The sequence below is a fragment of the Salinisphaera orenii subsp. halophila YIM 95161 genome (assembly GCF_003732545.1).
GTDB lineage: Bacteria > Pseudomonadota > Gammaproteobacteria > Nevskiales > Salinisphaeraceae > Salinisphaera > Salinisphaera orenii_A.
The window spans coordinates 14,466-31,497 of the sequence record NZ_AYKF01000090.1; the positions used below are offsets into that span (position 1 = coordinate 14,466).

The 17,032-nt window shown below is 65.7% G+C and carries 19 protein-coding genes; 6 read left to right on the forward strand and 13 right to left on the reverse strand.

Annotated elements, in window-relative coordinates:
• Positions 1-35 precede the first annotated feature (35 nt).
• A complete protein-coding gene (locus SAHL_RS11060) occupies positions 36-578 on the reverse strand; it encodes an SRPBCC family protein (protein ID WP_245965496.1) in 543 nt (180 codons plus the stop codon).
• A gap of 14 nt (positions 579-592) precedes the next feature.
• Complete coding sequence (locus tag SAHL_RS11065; protein ID WP_245965497.1) at positions 593-1,684, reverse strand: vWA domain-containing protein; 1,092 nt, start codon at positions 1,682-1,684, stop codon at positions 593-595.
• Positions 1,685-1,803: 119 nt separating this feature from the next.
• On the opposite strand from SAHL_RS11065, the gene SAHL_RS11070 reads away from it, so the two are divergent.
• Positions 1,804-2,232 carry an organic hydroperoxide resistance protein gene (locus SAHL_RS11070; protein WP_123591477.1) on the forward strand — a complete coding sequence of 143 codons (429 nt, stop codon included), beginning with the start codon at positions 1,804-1,806 and terminating at the stop codon, positions 2,230-2,232.
• 14 nt (positions 2,233-2,246) lie between these two features.
• On the opposite strand, the gene SAHL_RS11075 is transcribed toward SAHL_RS11070, so the two are convergent.
• The 9 genes from SAHL_RS11075 to SAHL_RS11115 form a co-directional block, all read right to left on the reverse strand.
• On the reverse strand, positions 2,247-2,825 hold the full coding sequence (locus SAHL_RS11075; RefSeq protein ID WP_123591478.1) for a hypothetical protein: 579 nt from the start codon (positions 2,823-2,825) through the stop codon (positions 2,247-2,249).
• Entirely contained in the window at positions 2,822-3,808 is a 987-nt protein-coding gene (locus tag SAHL_RS11080) for a vWA domain-containing protein (protein WP_123591494.1), read from the reverse strand. The genes SAHL_RS11075 and SAHL_RS11080 overlap by 4 nt, the downstream gene beginning before the upstream one ends.
• The gene (locus SAHL_RS11085) at positions 3,805-4,737 is read right to left on the reverse strand and encodes a nonribosomal peptide synthetase MxaA (RefSeq protein WP_148045554.1); all 933 of its coding nucleotides are present in this window, start codon (positions 4,735-4,737) and stop codon (positions 3,805-3,807) included. The genes SAHL_RS11080 and SAHL_RS11085 overlap by 4 nt, the downstream gene beginning before the upstream one ends.
• Positions 4,734-5,579, reverse strand: a complete 846-nt coding sequence (locus tag SAHL_RS11090; RefSeq protein ID WP_123591480.1) for a DUF58 domain-containing protein — start codon at positions 5,577-5,579, stop codon at positions 4,734-4,736. Before SAHL_RS11090 ends, SAHL_RS11085 begins: the two co-directional genes overlap by 4 nt.
• Before the next feature lie 2 nt (positions 5,580-5,581).
• The gene (locus SAHL_RS11095; protein ID WP_123591481.1) at positions 5,582-6,601 is read right to left on the reverse strand and encodes an AAA family ATPase; all 1,020 of its coding nucleotides are present in this window, start codon (positions 6,599-6,601) and stop codon (positions 5,582-5,584) included.
• Positions 6,602-6,849: 248 nt separating this feature from the next.
• Positions 6,850-7,182: a methanol dehydrogenase [cytochrome c] subunit gene (locus tag SAHL_RS11100; RefSeq protein ID WP_123591482.1), complete on the reverse strand. Its 333-nt coding sequence runs from the start codon at positions 7,180-7,182 to the stop codon at positions 6,850-6,852.
• Positions 7,183-7,249: 67 nt separating this feature from the next.
• A complete protein-coding gene (moxG, locus tag SAHL_RS11105; RefSeq protein ID WP_123591483.1) occupies positions 7,250-7,807 on the reverse strand; it encodes a cytochrome c(L), periplasmic in 558 nt (185 codons plus the stop codon).
• Positions 7,807-8,694, reverse strand: coding sequence for a methanol oxidation system protein MoxJ (gene moxJ, locus SAHL_RS11110; RefSeq protein ID WP_123591484.1), 888 nt, complete (start codon positions 8,692-8,694; stop codon positions 7,807-7,809). Before moxJ ends, moxG begins: the two co-directional genes overlap by 1 nt.
• 72 nt (positions 8,695-8,766) lie before the next feature.
• Positions 8,767-10,722 (reverse strand): methanol/ethanol family PQQ-dependent dehydrogenase, encoded by a 1,956-nt coding sequence (locus SAHL_RS11115; protein ID WP_123591485.1) that lies wholly within the window; start codon positions 10,720-10,722, stop codon positions 8,767-8,769.
• A gap of 353 nt (positions 10,723-11,075) precedes the next feature.
• Between SAHL_RS11115 and SAHL_RS11120 the strand changes: the two genes are divergently transcribed.
• The 3 genes from SAHL_RS11120 (at position 11,076) to SAHL_RS11130 (ending at position 13,157) form a co-directional block, all read left to right on the forward strand.
• The gene (locus SAHL_RS11120; protein ID WP_123591486.1) at positions 11,076-11,759 is read left to right on the forward strand and encodes a response regulator; all 684 of its coding nucleotides are present in this window, start codon (positions 11,076-11,078) and stop codon (positions 11,757-11,759) included.
• Positions 11,760-11,818: 59 nt separating this feature from the next.
• Complete coding sequence (locus SAHL_RS11125; protein WP_123591487.1) at positions 11,819-12,238, forward strand: SufE family protein; 420 nt, start codon at positions 11,819-11,821, stop codon at positions 12,236-12,238.
• A 118-nt stretch (positions 12,239-12,356) separates the two neighbouring features.
• On the forward strand, positions 12,357-13,157 hold the full coding sequence (locus SAHL_RS11130; RefSeq protein WP_123591488.1) for an IclR family transcriptional regulator: 801 nt from the start codon (positions 12,357-12,359) through the stop codon (positions 13,155-13,157).
• Positions 13,158-13,186: 29 nt separating this feature from the next.
• Here the strand turns inward: SAHL_RS11130 and SAHL_RS11135 are convergent, their stop codons facing one another.
• Positions 13,187-14,362 carry an alpha-hydroxy-acid oxidizing protein gene (locus tag SAHL_RS11135; protein ID WP_123591489.1) on the reverse strand — a complete coding sequence of 392 codons (1,176 nt, stop codon included), beginning with the start codon at positions 14,360-14,362 and terminating at the stop codon, positions 13,187-13,189.
• A 130-nt stretch (positions 14,363-14,492) separates the two neighbouring features.
• On the reverse strand, positions 14,493-15,029 hold the full coding sequence (locus SAHL_RS11140; RefSeq protein ID WP_123591490.1) for a Z-ring associated ZapG family protein: 537 nt from the start codon (positions 15,027-15,029) through the stop codon (positions 14,493-14,495).
• Positions 15,030-15,285: 256 nt separating this feature from the next.
• Here SAHL_RS11140 and SAHL_RS11145 point away from each other — a divergent pair, with 256 nt between their 5' ends.
• Both SAHL_RS11145 and SAHL_RS11150 read left to right on the forward strand, forming a co-directional pair.
• A complete protein-coding gene (locus tag SAHL_RS11145; RefSeq protein ID WP_123591491.1) occupies positions 15,286-16,452 on the forward strand; it encodes an acetyl-CoA acetyltransferase in 1,167 nt (388 codons plus the stop codon).
• Between the two features lie 11 nt (positions 16,453-16,463).
• Positions 16,464-16,883 carry a Zn-ribbon domain-containing OB-fold protein gene (locus SAHL_RS11150; protein WP_123591492.1) on the forward strand — a complete coding sequence of 140 codons (420 nt, stop codon included), beginning with the start codon at positions 16,464-16,466 and terminating at the stop codon, positions 16,881-16,883.
• Positions 16,884-17,032: the final 149 nt, after the last annotated feature.

Below are 17,032 nucleotides of genomic sequence, written 5' to 3' on the forward strand. Positions count from 1 at the left end.
CAATATCCAAAGAATCCGACGCGCAGCACCTCGCATCAACCGCCCTCGACCCGAGTCTTCAGTGCCTCGAGGCCATTTCTAAAGAAACCGTGGATGGCCGCCTGCGCGGCCTCGTCGGTCTGCCCTTCTTCCGGAAAATTACCGGTATCGCCGCGATAGAAACGCGCCTTCCACACCACCTCGCTGCCACCATCGGCGACCTTCACCTCGATCGTGGCGGTGTAGAAACTCACGGGGAAAACCGAAGGGTCTTCCCGAAGAAGTCGATAGCCCATGTAACGGCGTTCCGGATCGTATTCGTCGACGCTTTCGGTGATCTCGCCGCCGCCATCGGCGAACACGAGCACACGTTCGGCGCCGGTCTCGTCGGCGATTCCATCATGGTTTTTGCTGGGATGAACCGCTGACAAGGCCGGCTGCCAGTCGGCCAGCGCCGAGACGTCGCCGACGATCTGCCAGACCTCGGCCGGCGGCGCATCGATATGAATACTCTCCTGTGCTTTCTGGGGCGTGGGTCCGTGCGCCAGTGCAGCGGTGGAACAGACCAGCAAGGCGCCAACGGTGAGGCGGTGGACCAACGACGAACGTCGATTCATGAAACACTCCTTCGGCTTGGGTGATCGGGAAAAACGAAACGCGCGCGACGGCGCAGATCCGAAATGACGGTGCCGGCGTGCACAAGCACGACAAAGACGAGCGCGAGCGCGGCGAACAGCCATCGGATATCGGTAGGTCGCTCGCGGATTTCGGCCCAGGCGCGAGGCGTGACGGCGCGATAGAACGCGGCGTCGTCATCGAGATGGAGGTAATCGAAATCGGCGGCGTCCGCCATCGACTGCAGATGCGCTTCACGCACTGCGGACAGATGCTCGTTGCCAAGCTTTTCGCTGCGCCCCCACGGCGCATTGCGCGGCACGTAGCCGTCGATCTCCTCCGGGTTCGCCGGTTGCCCGAAGTTGGCCGCCTGCGGCACGTCGTCGGCTTCGTAGACGCCGATGCGCTCGCCCTCGGCGTTGTATTTCGGAATCTCGACCGGCGTGTAACCACCCACACCCACGAGCAGCCCGTGCAGCGGCGGCGCATCGGCGGCGGCCGCTCCGGGCGCGCCCGGTTTTTTGCCGGGCACGAGAATCGCCGGGTCGGGCTCGTAGCGAGGATTGACCGGCGGCGCCTCGTGGCCGTCGGTGAGAAATACCAGGCTCGTGTGTTCGTCCAGCGCGCCGCCGGCGCGGGCGAGCTCGATCTTTTCCATCGCATCGACCAGGCCGCGGTTGACGTTGCTGTCCGCGGCCCAGGCGGCACGCCAATCGATCATGTCCACGCTGGCCTGCAGCGCATTGAAGCTTGCGCAGACCTCGATGGGCATCAGCGTGATGTTGACCGTGCGCTCGGAGAACAGCGCGAGGCCCACTCGCGAACCACAAGGCAGACGCGCGATTGCCGATGCAACGGCCTGCTTCGCCCGCGCCACACGGGTCACCGGCTCGCCGCCCGCGCGGTAATCGGCGACATTCATGCTGCGCGTGATGTCGACGACGAACAGCGTGGCGTAGACCGGCCGAGCGAGTGGCCAACGCGGCACCACGAAGGTCGCCAGCGTCAGGATCAACGCCAACACCAGCCCCCAGAGCTTCGGATCCGAGCGCTTGACCCTTCGCCACAGGCGGGCATATCCGGCCGTCACGTCAACCCATCCGGCGACCGGCGCCCGACAGCGCTCGTGCACTCGCCCGCAGAGATGTATTGCGCACAATCGATCGACGTGTAACGCTGCATCCAACGCTTATCCATCGGGAGCAACTCATGACCGTCGACAAAATTCTCTATGAAGCTGAGGCCACCGCGACCGGCGGGCGCGACGGACGCGCCGTCAGCTCCGACGGCACGCTCGACATGCGTCTGGCCACGCCCAAGGCGCTCGGCGGCGCGGGCGGCGACGGCACCAATCCGGAGCAGCTGTTCGCGGCCGGCTACTCGGCCTGCTTCATCGGGGCCATGAAGGTGGTGGCCGGCAAGCAGAAGATCGACATGCCCGCCGACCACAGCGTGACCGGCACGGTCGGCATCGGCCCGTCCGGCGAGGCGTTCGGCATCGCGGTCACCCTCGATGTCTCCCTGCCCGGCCTGGACCGCGAGACGGCCGAAACGCTGGTCGACCAGGCCCATCAGGTCTGCCCCTACTCCAACGCGACGCGCGGCAATATCGACGTCACGCTCAACGTCAGCGTCTGAGGCCGAAACCGCGCTCACGGGGCACCCCGCGGAAAACCCGGCATCTGCGACCAGACCTCCTCGGCCGGTTTTTCGCCCTCCTGGGGCTCGCCTTCGTGGACGGGCAGATCCCGCACGAGGCGCTGGGCGGCCTCGAAGTTGTGCTTCGCCGCCCAGTACCCCGGATCGGCCCGTAGCGCATCGCGATAGGCCTGTTTGGCCAGTTCCGCCATGGTTCGCGCACCGTCGATGTCGTATTCGTCGGCGGCGGCCACGGCGCGCTGCACGTAGAGATTGCCGAGGTTGTAGCGCGTCTTGGCCGCCAGCCCCTCCGGATCGCCGCGCGTCCCGCCGTCGGTACGAATCCAGATCGTCTGATAGGCGGCGCCGGCCTCGCGATAGCGATCCAGCTTCGATTCGGCGTAACCCTGCGCGAACAGCACCGGCAGCGGCGATTGCGGCGTGACGTCCCCGCTTTCGTGGGCGAGCGCGTTACGGATGGCATCGTTATCGCGGCTGTGGCCATACCAGAGCGCGGCCTGCCAGACACTCACGCTCGTCGCCACCGCCGCTGCGGCGAGAACGAGCCAGCCGAGAATCCGGCGCCGACTCATACCACGAGCTCCCGCTCGGCCGCCTTCGACGCCACGCCGAGCACCAGCATCACCGCGGCGAACGCGTACACCCAACCGCTCAGATCCCGTCTCGGCAGACGCTGCTCGTAGACCAACGGACGACGCTCCAGCCGGCCGATGTCCGAGATGGCCTCGGCCAAAGCGGCCGGATTTTCCGCCTCGTAGGCCTTGTACGGCGTGGACAGGCTCTGGAAGAATCGATGCAGGTAGCGCTCGGGCATGGCCTTGGCGTTGTCGTTGCGCGGTTCGTCCGGCGCGTCGAAGATGCCGGGACTGCCCGCGGTACGCAGGAAGATCCAGTACAGCGATACGTCGTACTCGGCGAAGCGCGCACGCAGGTGTTCGGCGCTGCGGAAATCGATCTCGGCGGCGCCGTCGGAAATGAGCACGATGGCGCGCGCCGCGCTGGCCCGCGTGTCCTTGAAATATGACAGCGATATGAACAGCCCCGCCGCGACGTTGGTGAACGCCAGACCGCGCGTGGCCGCAGCGGCTACTGCGGCCTGCGCCGCTCGGCGGTCGTCGGACAGCGGCACCACCGCCATCGGCCGGGTGCTGAACGACACCACACCGAAGAGGTCGTGATCGCGCTCGCCGATGAACTCGGTGAGCAGGCGGCGCGCGGTCTCGCTCTTGGATTCCTCCCCGCCCTGCGGATTCCGGCCGGCAAAGGTCTGGTCCATGCTCAGGCTGCGATCGAGCGTGAGCACGACATGCGCCCCGCGCGCGATCTTCTCGACGGTCTGGGCGCCGATGTACGGTCGGGCGAGGCCGGCGATGAGTGCGGCAATCGCCAGCGAAGCCGCAATTCGCAACCCGATATCGATACCGGTCGACAGACCGTCCGGCGGCCACATCTCTAGCCAGGCGTGCTCGCCAACGCGCAGCGGCAGCCGCCACCAGGGCAGCAGCGCGAGCACCAGCGCCACAAGCAATACCGGCCGATCGAACGCGATATTCATGCGCGGGCCTCCCGGCGCCGGCATTGCTCGGCCAGCCGCTGCAACTCCGTCAGGGTGTGTCTACGGTCGCCGTTCGACTCGACTCCGGCGAAGAAGAAGCGTCGCGAGAAAGCGAAGAAGGTGTCGATTTCGTCGCGCAGATCGGCGAAGGCGGGATGTGCCGCCACGAACCCATCCAGATCCTCGGCGAACACCGCGCGACCGGCGGTCGCATCGAAGGCGCGGTGGAGCACCCGCAATGCACTGGCCGTCGCGGGCTCGGTGCCGCGGCGCAGTCGCTTGAGTCGCGCGGCGGCGAGCGCGAATGGACCGCGCTTGTACCCGGGCAAACGATCGCTGATCCATGCCCAGGCGAGCACCGCCACCCATGCGATGACGACACTGATCAGGGCAGTCCGGCGGGGCGCGGCGACATCGCGCAGGCCCGGCCGTTCGTCCGGCAGCATGATGTCGTTGTTCTGACTGCCGAATTCGGCCTCGGACTGCAGCTCGATCAACGGCGACATCGTGAACGCAAAGCCCGGCACACGGGCCTCGATGACGTCATCGTCGGGCCCGACCGCGCGTACCGTAAACGACGGCAGTTCCCGACGGCCCGCCTGCAGCGGCGCATAGAACAATTGATAGACGAAGGTGGCCTCGACCCGACCACCGCGTTCGTCCGGGGCGTCGAACGAAAGCGCGACCAGATCCAGCCAATAATTCAGCTTGCCTTGCCCGGGCAGCGACGTCCGTTCGAGCCGGTAGCCATCCGGTAGCGTGAAGCGTACGCCGCGCGTGAGCCGGTCGCCGACGACATGGCCGTAGGCACGCGGGTTCTTGACGGCCACGTCGATATCCGCGGCTCGAGCCGGCGTGACACCGATGGCGAGCGCAAGCATGAGCCCCAACAGCCACGAGGAAGCGACAATGGCGCTAGAGCGGGTCATGCCGTACGTAGAAAATGATCGGTCAGGACGCTGGCATCGAAGCGTGCGCCAGCGAACAACGGCCGCCGGCCCTGGCGCATGAACTGGCGCGCCAGATACGCACGGCGCTCGGCGTAGGCTCGCCGCAGGCGTTCGGCGAGCCGCGGACGCATATACAGCGTGCGCCGCCGTCCGGTCTCCGGATCCTGCAGGCTCATCAGGCCGCGCCGCGGCAGCGCCGAATACTCGCGCTCGTGCCAGACGACAACCGGCACCACGTCGTGGCGCGCCAAGCCGTCGAGCACGCCGTCGAGCTCACGCGTCGTCCAGTGGAAATCCGATACCAGAAAGACAAGCGCGCGCTCGCGCGGCAGGCGCGTGGCAAGCGCGCGCGGCTCGCCCAGGCGCCGCCCGAGCGACGGTCCCTCTTGCAGGCATTCGATCACGCCTTGCGCAGCGCCGCGCTTGAAAGTCGGCGGCAGGTGCAATGCGCGAGCCCCATCGTCGAGCGTCAGCAGACCAAAGGCATCGCCGGTAGCGATCGCCGAGCGCGCAGTCGCATCCGCGAACGCCGCCGTGAAGGCCGCTTTGTCGCCGAAGCGCATGGAGGCGGAGCGATCCACCAGCAGCATGACCGGGATGGCCGCGCGCTGTCGGAAGACCCGCGTATACAGCATGCCGTACGGGTCTCGTACGCTCGCATTCAGATCGAGGCGCCGCGGGTCGGGATGATCCAGCAGCGACGCATAGCCGGAGAACAGCTGCCCCATACCCGAGCGCTGGCTCGTGTGCGCACCCGGGCGCATGCTCTGTGGGCGCCAGCGAATACGGTAGACGAATTCGCGCTGGGTTTCGGCGATCATACTCACGGCGCGGCGATACGGGCGAGCGCCGCGTCGAGCAACCGTCCGATGATCTCATCGCGCCGCAGCTCGTAGATCGGATTGAAGAAGAGGCGGTGGCCGGCGGTCTCGGCGAACACGGCGCGTATGTCCTCGGGCACCACCATGTCGCGCTCGGCGAGCCAGGCGTTCACGCGGGCCGCACGGATCATCATGCTCATGCCGCGCGGACTGCCGCCACCGGCAATCAGCGTGTTGACGTCGACATCCTCGAGTTGGATGCCCGCGGCGGCCGGATCGCGCATGGCCTGCCAGAGGTCCAGGGCATAGTTCTGGAGGGTTTCGCTGACGCTGATCGCGTTCTGCAGTTCGCTCGCGAAGGCGTTGAGCGCGGTGTAATCGACCAGCCCCTTGTCGACACTTTCGATCAAGGCGTCCGCGTCGTGGAACTTCGGATCGAACATCAGCGCGCGCCGGGCCTCGCGCGTTTCCGGCGCGGCGATACCGATCTCCATGAAGAACCGGTCGCGGGCCGCGGCCGGCAGCTCGAACGTTTCCTCGCGCTCGACACGATTGCGATCCGCGAATACCAGCAGGTGCGGAAAGTGGTGCTCCCGGTTGAACGCATTCATGGAACGCTCGGCCATCAACCGCAGCAGCAGCGAGTGCACCTGCGGCCGGGCACGGTTGATCTCGTTGAAGAAAAACGTGGCCAGCGATTCGCCGTGGCGTAATACCGGCCCGGGCTCGACGCGCGGCTTGCCGTCTTCGTCGATATAGGTGTGATACGCCAGATCGGACGGCATGAGATCGACGGTGCCTTCGAGGCGCTCGTAGCCGCCGCCGAGACCGCGCGCCATGGCCCGCAGCAGCGTGGTCTTGCCAACGCCAACGTCACCTTCGAGCAGTACGTGGCCACGCGCGAAGACCGCGATCAGCATGCGGCGGACGGCATACGCCTGGCTCACCATCACACTGTTGACCTGTTCCTCGAGGCGCAGCGCACGGGCGCGCCAGTCCGCGAGGCGACTATCCCCTTGCATAAGCGTAATCCGATGTCGCGGACCTTGTGCCCCGTCCCGCAAGCAACCCCGACGTTTGCGCGTCACACGACGCCGCTGGCGGCGTGGCGACAGCTCGCCATAGTCTTCGCTACGACTCGCTTTAGGGCCTTGCCAGCCACGCCGTTTCGCGCGCGTTTCCATACGAGATTGACGGGACAGCACCGTAGCCCGGAAGAAAACGGCCCCGATACGGGATCGGGGCCGCGCCGCACAGAGCGCGCGCTGCGTCAGCTGCTGCTCTGTTCTTCGTCCATGGCCTGTTGCAGCTCCAGCTCATCGGTGTCGTACACCCAGTCGCCGGTCTCCTTGAAGTGCTTCACGCGCATGGCGTTACGCTTCTCCATGCCGCGTATGGATTCCTGCTGCTTGTTGAGCTCGCTTTCGCTGTGTTTCGGGTCGTACTTGCTGCCCTCGATCTTTTCCGGGTAACCCGGTTTCGGCTCCCAGCACATTCCGGGCTCTTCGCAATTGGTGCCGTCGTAGCCCAGCGCCGTCCCCGTACCGAGCAGACCGCCAGCCGCGACCAGCGTCGCACCGATGATGATTCGACGGTTTCGCATGATTGACTCTCCTTCGTTCGCCTTGGTTTTTGTCGTTTATCAACGCATTCGAGCGATCTGAAACGCGTTAGGCGTCGCCCTCGCCCTCCGATTGATCGCGTTTCCGTTCCTTGATCAGGGCCTTCTTGCCCTCCAGGTCCAGCCATTCAGCCTTGGAGGCCTTGCCTTCATAGATGTCGCGGAGGAACGCCATCGTCTCCAGCATCTCGGTCTTGGTCATGGACATGTAGTGCGGTCCCATCTGCGCCCGGGCGCCGCCGAATATGGTGGAGAACAGACCCTTGTCCTCGGCATTCGCTGGATAGGTCCAGTAATCGTCGATGAGCGACGGACCGAGCTTGCCCTTGGCGTGATGGCCATGGCAGCCCGCACAGGCCACTAGAAATTCTTCCTTGCCTTTCTCGATCGACCCCTCATCGCCGTTCAACGGGTTCTTGCCCGTCTGTTCGAACGTCTCGACCGCATCCGGCTTTTCTCCGGCCTGGGCCTTGGACAGGTCGAGTTCGGAGCCATCGACCGTATTGCGGAACGTTTCCGCCGCGGCAGCGATGGTCGCGACGCCGACGAGAAACGTGGCCAGAACGAGGATCACTCGGGCCGATAGACGATACTGTCGATGAATCATCAAGATGAGGCTCCTGTCGCTTGCGCCGCGCCGGCCGCGGCACGACTGGCGGCATCGAGATCATTCAGAGGAATGCCTTCGTCTTCCAGCACCGCACGAATCTGGTCGTGCTTTTTCTTGAGTGCCTGGTTGAGCGCATCCCTCAGTTCGGTCTCGTCCTCCCGGACCGCCATGGCCTGCGCGTAGCTGAACCGCAGCGCTTCACCACGACGTGTCGTGGTATCGGGCACGGGCTCCATCGCCAGCGGCTGATCGGAGGCCTGAACGTAGCGCGCCACCTCCGGTGCCCAGAGAATAGCGACATCGGCGTTGCCGTCGACCACCTCGCCGAGCAGCGTCTGCGGGTCATAGCGGACGTACTCGTTGCGTCGCGACTTGAAGCCGATCAATGAATACATGTAGTTCAGGTTGTCGTCCCATTTGTTCATGTCCCGCAGCTTCGGCTCGACCGGGCTGTACGGCGAAATGGCGAAACGCGTCATCTGCTTGAGATCGGGGCTGTCCCAGGAGTCGATCTCGATGTCTTCGTTGCTCGGGTACACGAAGACGTAGCTCGACCGATAATAGGGGTCGGTTGTGGCCACGCGCGGATCGTCGGCATCGACGCCGGTGATGACGTCGCACTTGTCCTTCTTGAGATAGTTGGGCACCAGATAGATACCCGGCTCATCGACATAGACGAACCGGGCGTCCCGATCCATGCCGTCGGCGACTATCTTCGCGATCTCGTTCTCGAAACCGTCGCCGCCCTGCTTCGAGAAGGGCAGCTCATCGGCCGCCGCACAGATGCGCAGCGGCTCGCTATTGGCGGCATGCGCCCAGGATGGCCCGATCAGACAGGTCACAGCCACGAGGCCGGCGCCCAACGGCTTGGTTAACGCTTTCATTGCAAACTCCGGATGGTTGGGGAAGACGGCGGACGCGCGCCACGCCCGCCGTCCGTTCTCCGCTGACTCGCGCTAGCGGCTGGCCTGACGGTCGTCGTTTCCGCCATCGGCCGCAGCCGATCCGCTATCGCTGTCCCCAGAGCCTGGGTTCGCCTGGTATTCGCCGGTGTTGATGTCCTTGGTATACGGACTCTCACCGTCGAGCGAGAAGGCGACGAAGCCGCCGCCCATCTGCGTGTGGTTGGCGAGCTCCTTGAACGCCCCCACCGCACCGAGGCCCGCGGACGGGTCGTTCAGGTCGAAGACCAGACCCACGCCCGGCCAGCCGCCGACGCCGTAGTTGATGCCGACGTACTGGGTGCCGTCATGCATATAGGTCATCGGATGGCCGATCACGCCCGAAGGCAGCTTGAACTTCCACAGCAGCTCGCCGGTACGCGAATCGCGGGCCTTGATGAATCCATCCAGCGTTCCGTAGAACACCAGATTTCCGGCGGTGGCGGTGGTGCCACCCCAGACCGCGAAGCGCTCCATGACCGACCACTTGAAATCGCCGGTCTTGGCGTCGTACGCCTTGACCTGGCCGGAACCCGTGCCTTCCTCGCGGTTGCCCTTCGGCCCCGGATAGGTCCAGACGTTGGCGCCCACGAAGAACTGGCCCGCACGGTAGGGCAGCATGTAGGGCTCCCAGTCCATGCACAGGTGGTTCATGCCGATGAAGAACAACTGCTGGTTGGGATCGTAAGAGTCCACGCCCTGGTTGTGATAACCCATTGCCGACGGACAGATGCCCTTCGAGCGATGATCCATGCGCGTTCCGTATTCGGGGTCGCGCACCGGAATGCCGGTCTCCATGTCGACGTGCTTCACCCAGTTGACGGTGTCGTCCATCTTGTCGGCCCGCACGAGATCACCGTTGGTGCGATCCAGGCTGTAGAGGATGCCGTTGCGGTCGGGATGGGTGAGCAGCTTGCGTTTCTCACCGTCGATCTCCTGTTCGGAGAGCATCATTACGTTGACGCCGGCGTAGTCCCACTCGTCGTGCGGGGTCTTCTGGTAAGCGAACTTGGCCTCGCCCGTCTCCAGGTCGCGCCCCATGATAGACATGGTCCACTTGTTGTCGCCCGGACGCATGGTTTCGTTCCAAGGCGCCGGATTGCCGGAACCGTAGTATACGAGATCCTCTTCCGGATCGTAGGCATACCAACCCCAGTTGGTGCCCCCGCCGATCTTCCAGGCATCGCCTTCCCAGGTCTTCACGCCCAGATCCTCCTGGCCGTAATGCGGATTCGCGGCGTTGAAGTCGTCGGCGAGCAGCAGATCCTCGTCCGGCCCGGTGGCATAGGCCCGCCATTCCTGCTCGCCGGTCTTGACGTCGAAGGCGGTGACCACGCCGCGCACGCCGAGCTCGGCCCCCGACGAACCGACGATGACCTTGTCCTTGACCACGTACGGCGACTGCGTGAGCGTCTGCCCCACGGCGGGGTCCATGACCTCGAGCTTCCAGTACATCTCGCCGGTCTCGGCATTGAGTGCCAACAGATGGCCGTCGAGCAGCGTCTCGATCACGAGCGGCGGGGTCTCGCCGTCGCCCGGATAGTAAGCCAACCCACGATTGACGACGTCGCAGCAGGCGACCGAGCGTGCCGCGGGGTCCTGCTTGGGCTTGTACTGCCACACGATCTCGTTGGGATCGTCGAGATCGAGTGCGAAGACATTGTTTGGAAACGGCCCGTTGATATACATCATGCCGTCCACGACGATCGGCGATCCTTCGTGGCCGTTGAGCACGCCGGTCGAGAACGACCAGGCGGGCGCCAGATTCTCAACATTGTCGGCATTGATCTGGGTGGACTCGCTGAAATGATTGCAGTCGTAGTTCTTGCACTGCATCGGCCAGTTCTCCTGGCTGGCCGCGAGTTCCTGAAGCTTGTCGTTGGCCCCCGCCGGAGCGGCGAGCGCGTAAATGGCGGTGGCCGCCAGGGCTAGTGCGCCCCGACGCACCGGTATGCGCCTCGTTCGTGGCATCGCTTCTCTCCTCTCGTTCGCTTTGTTCTGTGATGTTGTCTGGCCTGCACCGGAATCGGCGCGTTGACGCCTATATAGGTATAAGACAGTCCGGCGCTCAGCGATATGGCGCGGCACCCTGCTTCTGTCCTCGCAAAGCACTCAGAACGAATACATTATTTCCCATCCGAATTGAGGTTTTTTCCCATCTGCGAAACCGGACATGACGCCGGCAGACATCGAAAGCGGCACGGCGTTTCCGCATACCCGGATCGGGGCTCGGATCGGGAAGATATCCCGGGGGTTCTTCGGTTATCGTCGCTGTCGATCGAACACAGCCCCGCCGATTCACGTCGCCGGGCCACGGGGCCGACATGAACCCATCACTACTGCTGGTCGATGATCACGAGATCGTGCGTCGCGGATGCCGCGAACTGCTCACACACGCCGGGTACCACGTGGGCCACGAAGCCGCCACGGGCGAGGAGGCCTGGCGATTGTTTCGAGCCCATGCACCGCGACTGGTGATACTCGACCTCTCCATGGAGCACATGGGCGGCCTGGAGATCATCCGCCGCGTGCGCGCACACCGCGGCCACACCGCCGTACTGGTGTTTACGATGCACGACGAGCCAACCTACGCCACACGTGCTCTGAAAGCCGGTGCGCTCGGCTACATCACCAAGACGAGCCCGCCGGAAAGTCTGATAGAGGGCATCGAGCGCGTTCTAGGAGGTTCCGTGTATCTCAGCCAAGATATCGCGCAGGCCATCGCGTTGAGCGAGCTCTCCATCGACGCCGGGCCGGTGGAAACGCTGTCGGCGCGGGAATTCGAAGTGTTCCAGCTGCTGGTGGAGGGTCACAGCAATCCGCGGATTGCGGCCACCCTCTCACTGTCGCACAAGTCGGTATCGAACTATGTCGTGCGCATCAAGCACAAGCTGGCCGCCGACAGCGTGGCGGATCTCGTCCGGCTGGCGATCAATCAGGGACTGACCAAGCAGAATGTCGGCCCGCTGGTCGACGGGCCGGAATCGACGCCCCGACCGCTTGACTGACCCCGCCGCTGCCCCAATGCTTCACCACACACTGGTTTCCCATCGCAGGCCCGGGTGTCATGGACCCACAGATCGAGCAACTCAAGACCACCTTCGAGATGCTGCCGGACTGGGAGGAGCGCTATCGCTTCATCATCGATCTTGGCCGCAAGCTCGAGCCGCTCGCCGACGAGGAGCGCACCGAGGCCACCCGCGTGCGTGGCTGCATGAGCCAGGTCTGGCTGGTCGCCGACGAGGCCGATGACAGCGGCGCGCTGCGGTTCCGCGGCGACTCGGATGCCCACATCGTGCGCGGCCTGATCGGCGTGCTGCTGATGATCTATTCCGACAAGACGCCGCGGCAGATCGTGGATACCGACATCAATGCGCTGTTCGCCGATCTCAATCTCGAGCAGCACATCACCATGAACCGCCGAAACGGCCTCTATTCCATGGTCGAGACCATCCAGCGGCATGCCAGTCAACGCCTCGACGCCTAGCATTACACCCCTAGAGCACGGCCCGGCACGGCCATTGCAATGCATTTTCGGTTGACAGTCCGGCATGGAAAAGCCAAATTGTCGGATTAGCCGCTAAAGTTTCGCATAGCAGAATAAAATGAAAGAACATCCCGACCAGCCGGCCGGTGCCGAGAAAGACCGGAAATTCGTCACCGCCCTGGCCCGCGGGCTGGACGTGCTGCGCGCGTTCGAGCCACGCGACAACCTGCTGGGCAATCAGGAGATCGCGCGCCGAACGGGCCTGCCGAAGCCGACGGTCACGCGGTTGACCTATACCCTGACCAAGCTCGGTTATCTGTCCTACAACAAGGAACTGGAGCGCTACCAGCTCGGCATGGGCGTGCTGGCGCTGGGCTACGCGACCCTGGCCAACTTCGGCATCCGCCAGATCGCCCGCCCCTACATGCAGGATCTGGCCGAGGAGGTGAACGCCTCGGTCGCGCTGGGGGCGCGCGAACGGCTGTCGATGATGTATCTCGACCATCGCCGCGCCAGCGGCGAAGTCACGCTGCGTCTCGATATCGGCTCTCGCATTCCGCTGGCCACCACGGCCATGGGACGCGCCTTTCTCGCCGCGCTTCCGGAAGTCGAGCGCGGCTATCTCATGACCCATCTGGAAAAACGCACGGGGCCGGAGAAATGGCCGGCAGTTCGGCGCGGTATCGAGACCGCCTGCGAGCAGTACGCCACCCACGGTTTCGTGACCACGGTCGGCGACTGGGAAAAGGAAGTGAACGCGGTCGGGGTTCCGTTGATTGAAACAACCAACGGCGACGTCTTCGCCTTCAACTGCGGTGCGCCCTCCTTCCTGCTCGCCCCCGATCGGCTGGAAAGCGAGGTCGGCCCGCGGCTGAAGTATCTGGTGCAGAACGTTCAGGCCGCCATCAGCCGGATCTGACGCGCCGTCGGCAGCCGTTCGCGGGGCGTCTACATCCCCGCGGGCAACGGCTGCTGCAGTGACCGACGGCTCATGTCGTCGAGACGCGCCACCCCGGACAGCGCCATGGAGAGGTCAGTGTCGGCCAGCAGACGCCGCAGCACTTCCTCGACACCGGCCGCGCCGTCACAGGCCAGCCCCCAGGCGTAGGGGCGCCCGACCAGCACCGCATCAGCGCCCAGCGCGATCGCCTTGAGGACGTCGGCGCCGCGGCGGATACCGCTGTCGAAGAGCACGTCGATCTGGTCACCGACCGCATCGACCACGCCCGCCAGCGCGTCGATCGCGGCGATGCTGCCGTCGACCTGGCGGCCGCCGTGATTGGACACGATCACGCCGTCCATGCCGGCCGCACGCGCGGCGAGCGCGTCCTCCGGATGGAGCACGCCCTTGAGCACCAGCGGCAGATCGGTGGCCGCGCGCAGGCGGGCGAGATCCTCCCAGGTGCGTGCGGGCGCGGCGAACACGTTCGACCAGTGCTTGACCGCCGCCCGCATATCGGCTTCCGGCGGCTGTTCCAGCCCCGCCCGGAATACCGGATCGCTGAAGTAGTTGGCCAGGCCCTGCCCCTGCAGGAACGGCAGATACGCGCCCTCGAGATCGCGCTCGCGCCAGGCCAGCATCTTGGTGTCGAGCGTGATCACGATCGCCTCGTAGCCCGCCGCTTCGGCGCGCTGGACCAGGCTCGTGGCCAGGGCGTCGTCGTTGGGCCAGTAGAGCTGATACCAGCCGCTGGTCGCGCCGAGCGCCGAACGGACCTCCTCCAGCGCAAACGAGGACACGGTGGACAGGATCATCGGCACGTCGACGGCCGCAGCGGCCTCGGCCACCGCCAGCTCGGCCCGCTCGTGGATGATCTCCTGCACGCCGAGCGGCGCGATCATCAGTGGCGTCGGCTGGCGCTTGCCCAGCACGGTGCGGCCGAGATCGCGCACGCTGATGTCGGTGAGCATGCGCGGGACCAGCCGATAGCCGTCGAAGGCGTCCCGATTGGCAGTCATCGAAGATTCGCCGGAGCCCCCAGCGACGTACCAGTAGGCCTCGTCGGACAGCATCTGGCGAGCGCGCGCCTCGAGATCGACGTAGCGCAGCGGCAGATCGGGGCGACGGCCCTTCAGGCCGCCGGCGTAGATGCTCAGCTGATGGTTGCCATATGGGGTGCTCAAGACCGGTCTCCTCGCACGATGCCAAGTGCCCGCCGCCGGCCGACGGACGAGGCCGGCCGACACGGGGTCGGCCGGAATCAGAACAGCATCGCGGCCCCGGCGCAACCCGGGCGGGGCCGCGCGGCGGCGATCATTCCAGACCGTAGCGCTTGCGACCGCCCTCCTTGTTCCAGGGACGATCGTTGGAGGAGTCGCTCTTCATGACCGCGTCCCGATTGGGCGCCCTGGCCTCGGTCTTGGGCCCGGCGTCCGACTGCGGCGCGTCGGTCGCCGCGCGGCTGTCGCCCGCGGCCGCCGCCGGCTTGTCCTCGGGTCCGGCGGCCGATTCCCCGGATGCCTCGCTGTCCTCGTCCCGGGTGATCGCCTCGGGCCGCGGCGGCGGCGTGACCTGACGCTCGGGGTGGATGTCGGCCAGCTTCTCCGCACCCTCGGCCATGTGCTGATACATGTCGCGATAGTCCTCGACCATCCGCGACATGATCGCCGAGGTCTGTTCGAAGTGCTCGCGCACGTCGTTCTTGTAGCTGTCGTGCTTTTCCTGGGCCTCGCGCATGGCGACCGATTTCTTGCCGCCGAAACGGCTGCCCAGAAAATAACCGACCAGCAGGGCGACGACCGCGCAGGCGACGACGATCAGAACCAGTGCGACAGGACTCAGGTTGACCATGGATGCGTAACTCCGTCTCGAACAGGCGTGTGACTCCGACCCATACTGTGCGGTCGGCCGCTGCGCGGCAAGTCGACCATCGACGCAGGCGCGCGCGGTCGCCACGTAAGGCCGCACAAAGCCCGGCTCGACACGGCTGGGGCATGGTCGCGACTTTACGGCTTGGGGATGAATACGGTATACAGTCAACTCGCACACGCCGAGCCGCGCGATCCCGTCGCGCGCTCGCGCCCACCGAGAGCAAGGCAGACATCGCATGACACGAGAGGTAGTGATCGCCGGCATTTCCGAAGCCGGCCTCGACAAGGGCGTGTTCGCCGAGCCGGTCTCCGTACTCGACGTCCAGGCCCGATGCGCCACCCGCGCGGTCGCCGACGCCGGCCTGACCATGGCCGACGTGGACGGCGTACTGACCGCCGGCCTCTGGGGGATGCCCGGCGCGGGCACCCTGATGCCGCTGTCGGTGGTCGAGCACCTGGGCATCAAGCCGCGGTTCATCGACGGCACCAACATCGGCGGCTCGGCCTTCGACGCCCATGTGGCCCATGCCGCCATGGCGATCGAACGCGGCTACTGCGACGTGGCCGTCATCACTTATGCCAGCGACCAGCGCAGCGCCTCCGGTCGCAATCTGGCCGGCAAGCCGCCGCATCTGAACATGCAGTTCGACTCGCCCTTCGGCCTGCTCACCCCCATCGGCAGCTACGCGCTCGCCGCCCATCGCCACATGCACGAATACGGCACAACCTCCGAGCAGCTCGCCGAAATCGCGGTGGCCGCCCGGCGCTGGGCCCAGCTCAACCCGACCGCCACGAAACGCGACGAGCTGAGCCTCGACGACGTGCTGGAAAGCGCGATGATCAGCGACCCGCTGCACAAGCTCGACGCCTGCCTGGTCACCGACGGCGGCGGCGCCGTTGTCGTGACCACGCCCGACAAACTCGGCGCCGAAGCCCGCAAGAAATCAGTCTATGTGCGTGGCTACGGCGAATCGGTCTCGCACTGGACCATCAACAGCATGCCGGATCTGACCACCACGCCCGCGGCCCACAGCGGCCCCGCGGCGATGCGGATGGCCGGGGTGACCCAGGACGATTTCGACGTCGTCCAGATCTACGATTCGTTCACGATCACCGTGCTGCTCACGCTCGAGGCCCTGGGCTTCTGCAAGCCGGGCGAAGGCGGCGAGTTCGTCTCCGGCGGCCGCATCGCCCCCGGCGGCGCCTTTCCCATGAACACCAGCGGCGGCGGCCTGTCGTGCTCGCACCCCGGCATGTACGGCATGTTCCTGCTGTTCGAGGCGGTCCGCCAGCTGCGCGGCGATGCCGGCGAGCGCCAGCTGGACAAAGCCACCACCGCGCTGGTCAACGGCACTGGCGGCGGCCTGTCGAGCACCGCGACCTGCGTGCTGAGCAACCGATAAGGAGCATCGAGATGAGTCAGGACGCATCCACCCCGAGCCGCCCGGTCCCGATCACCGATCCGGCGACCGCGCCGTTCTGGAAGGCCGCCAGCCAGGGCGAACTGTCGCTGCCGCGCTGTGCGGACTGCCGGCGCGTGCACTATTATCCGCGCGCCGTCTGCCCGCACTGCGGCAGCGAATCGCTGTCCTGGGAGACACTCAGCGGCCGCGGCACCATCTATTCCTGGACCGTGTCGCGCCGTCCGGCGGGCGCCGGCTTCAAGCCGTACGTACCCTACGTGGTCGCGCTGATCGACCTCAACGAGGGCGCGCGCATGCTCTCGAACGTCCGTACCGACGATGTCGACAGTGTCGCCATCGGTCAGGCCGTGCGCGTGGATTTCGAGGACATGGCCGAGGACATCGCACTCCCCGTCTTCCGCCCGGCCTGAGCGTTCGACGCGCGGCCGGCGCAACGAACGCGCCGGCCCGCCCGTCCGCGCCTAGGGCCTGTTAATACTTCATGCGAACGCCGCGTTGGAGACCGCAAATCGTGTCCGGCAAGGCGCGAGCCGCCGCGTCGTGGCGTGCCACGACCCAG

What these genes read in the sequence shown, in the direction of transcription:
- SAHL_RS11070 (WP_123591477.1), top strand. Translation starts at nt 1,804, where the DNA reads ATGACCGTCGACAAAATTCTCTATGAAGCTGAGGCCACCGCGACCGGC.
- SAHL_RS11075 (WP_123591478.1), bottom strand. Translation starts at nt 2,825, where the DNA reads ATGAGTCGGCGCCGGATTCTCGGCTGGCTCGTTCTCGCCGCAGCGGCG.
- SAHL_RS11080 (WP_123591494.1), bottom strand. Translation starts at nt 3,808, where the DNA reads ATGAATATCGCGTTCGATCGGCCGGTATTGCTTGTGGCGCTGGTGCTC.
- SAHL_RS11085 (WP_148045554.1), bottom strand. Translation starts at nt 4,737, where the DNA reads ATGACCCGCTCTAGCGCCATTGTCGCTTCCTCGTGGCTGTTGGGGCTC.
- SAHL_RS11090 (WP_123591480.1), bottom strand. Translation starts at nt 5,579, where the DNA reads ATGATCGCCGAAACCCAGCGCGAATTCGTCTACCGTATTCGCTGGCGC.
- SAHL_RS11095 (WP_123591481.1), bottom strand. Translation starts at nt 6,601, where the DNA reads ATGCAAGGGGATAGTCGCCTCGCGGACTGGCGCGCCCGTGCGCTGCGC.
- SAHL_RS11100 (WP_123591482.1), bottom strand. Translation starts at nt 7,182, where the DNA reads ATGCGAAACCGTCGAATCATCATCGGTGCGACGCTGGTCGCGGCTGGC.
- moxG (WP_123591483.1), bottom strand. Translation starts at nt 7,807, where the DNA reads ATGATTCATCGACAGTATCGTCTATCGGCCCGAGTGATCCTCGTTCTG.
- moxJ (WP_123591484.1), bottom strand. Translation starts at nt 8,694, where the DNA reads ATGAAAGCGTTAACCAAGCCGTTGGGCGCCGGCCTCGTGGCTGTGACC.
- SAHL_RS11115 (WP_123591485.1), bottom strand. Translation starts at nt 10,722, where the DNA reads ATGCCACGAACGAGGCGCATACCGGTGCGTCGGGGCGCACTAGCCCTG.
- SAHL_RS11120 (WP_123591486.1), top strand. Translation starts at nt 11,076, where the DNA reads ATGAACCCATCACTACTGCTGGTCGATGATCACGAGATCGTGCGTCGC.
- SAHL_RS11125 (WP_123591487.1), top strand. Translation starts at nt 11,819, where the DNA reads ATGGACCCACAGATCGAGCAACTCAAGACCACCTTCGAGATGCTGCCG.
- SAHL_RS11130 (WP_123591488.1), top strand. Translation starts at nt 12,357, where the DNA reads ATGAAAGAACATCCCGACCAGCCGGCCGGTGCCGAGAAAGACCGGAAA.
- SAHL_RS11140 (WP_123591490.1), bottom strand. Translation starts at nt 15,029, where the DNA reads ATGGTCAACCTGAGTCCTGTCGCACTGGTTCTGATCGTCGTCGCCTGC.
- SAHL_RS11145 (WP_123591491.1), top strand. Translation starts at nt 15,286, where the DNA reads ATGACACGAGAGGTAGTGATCGCCGGCATTTCCGAAGCCGGCCTCGAC.
- SAHL_RS11150 (WP_123591492.1), top strand. Translation starts at nt 16,464, where the DNA reads ATGAGTCAGGACGCATCCACCCCGAGCCGCCCGGTCCCGATCACCGAT.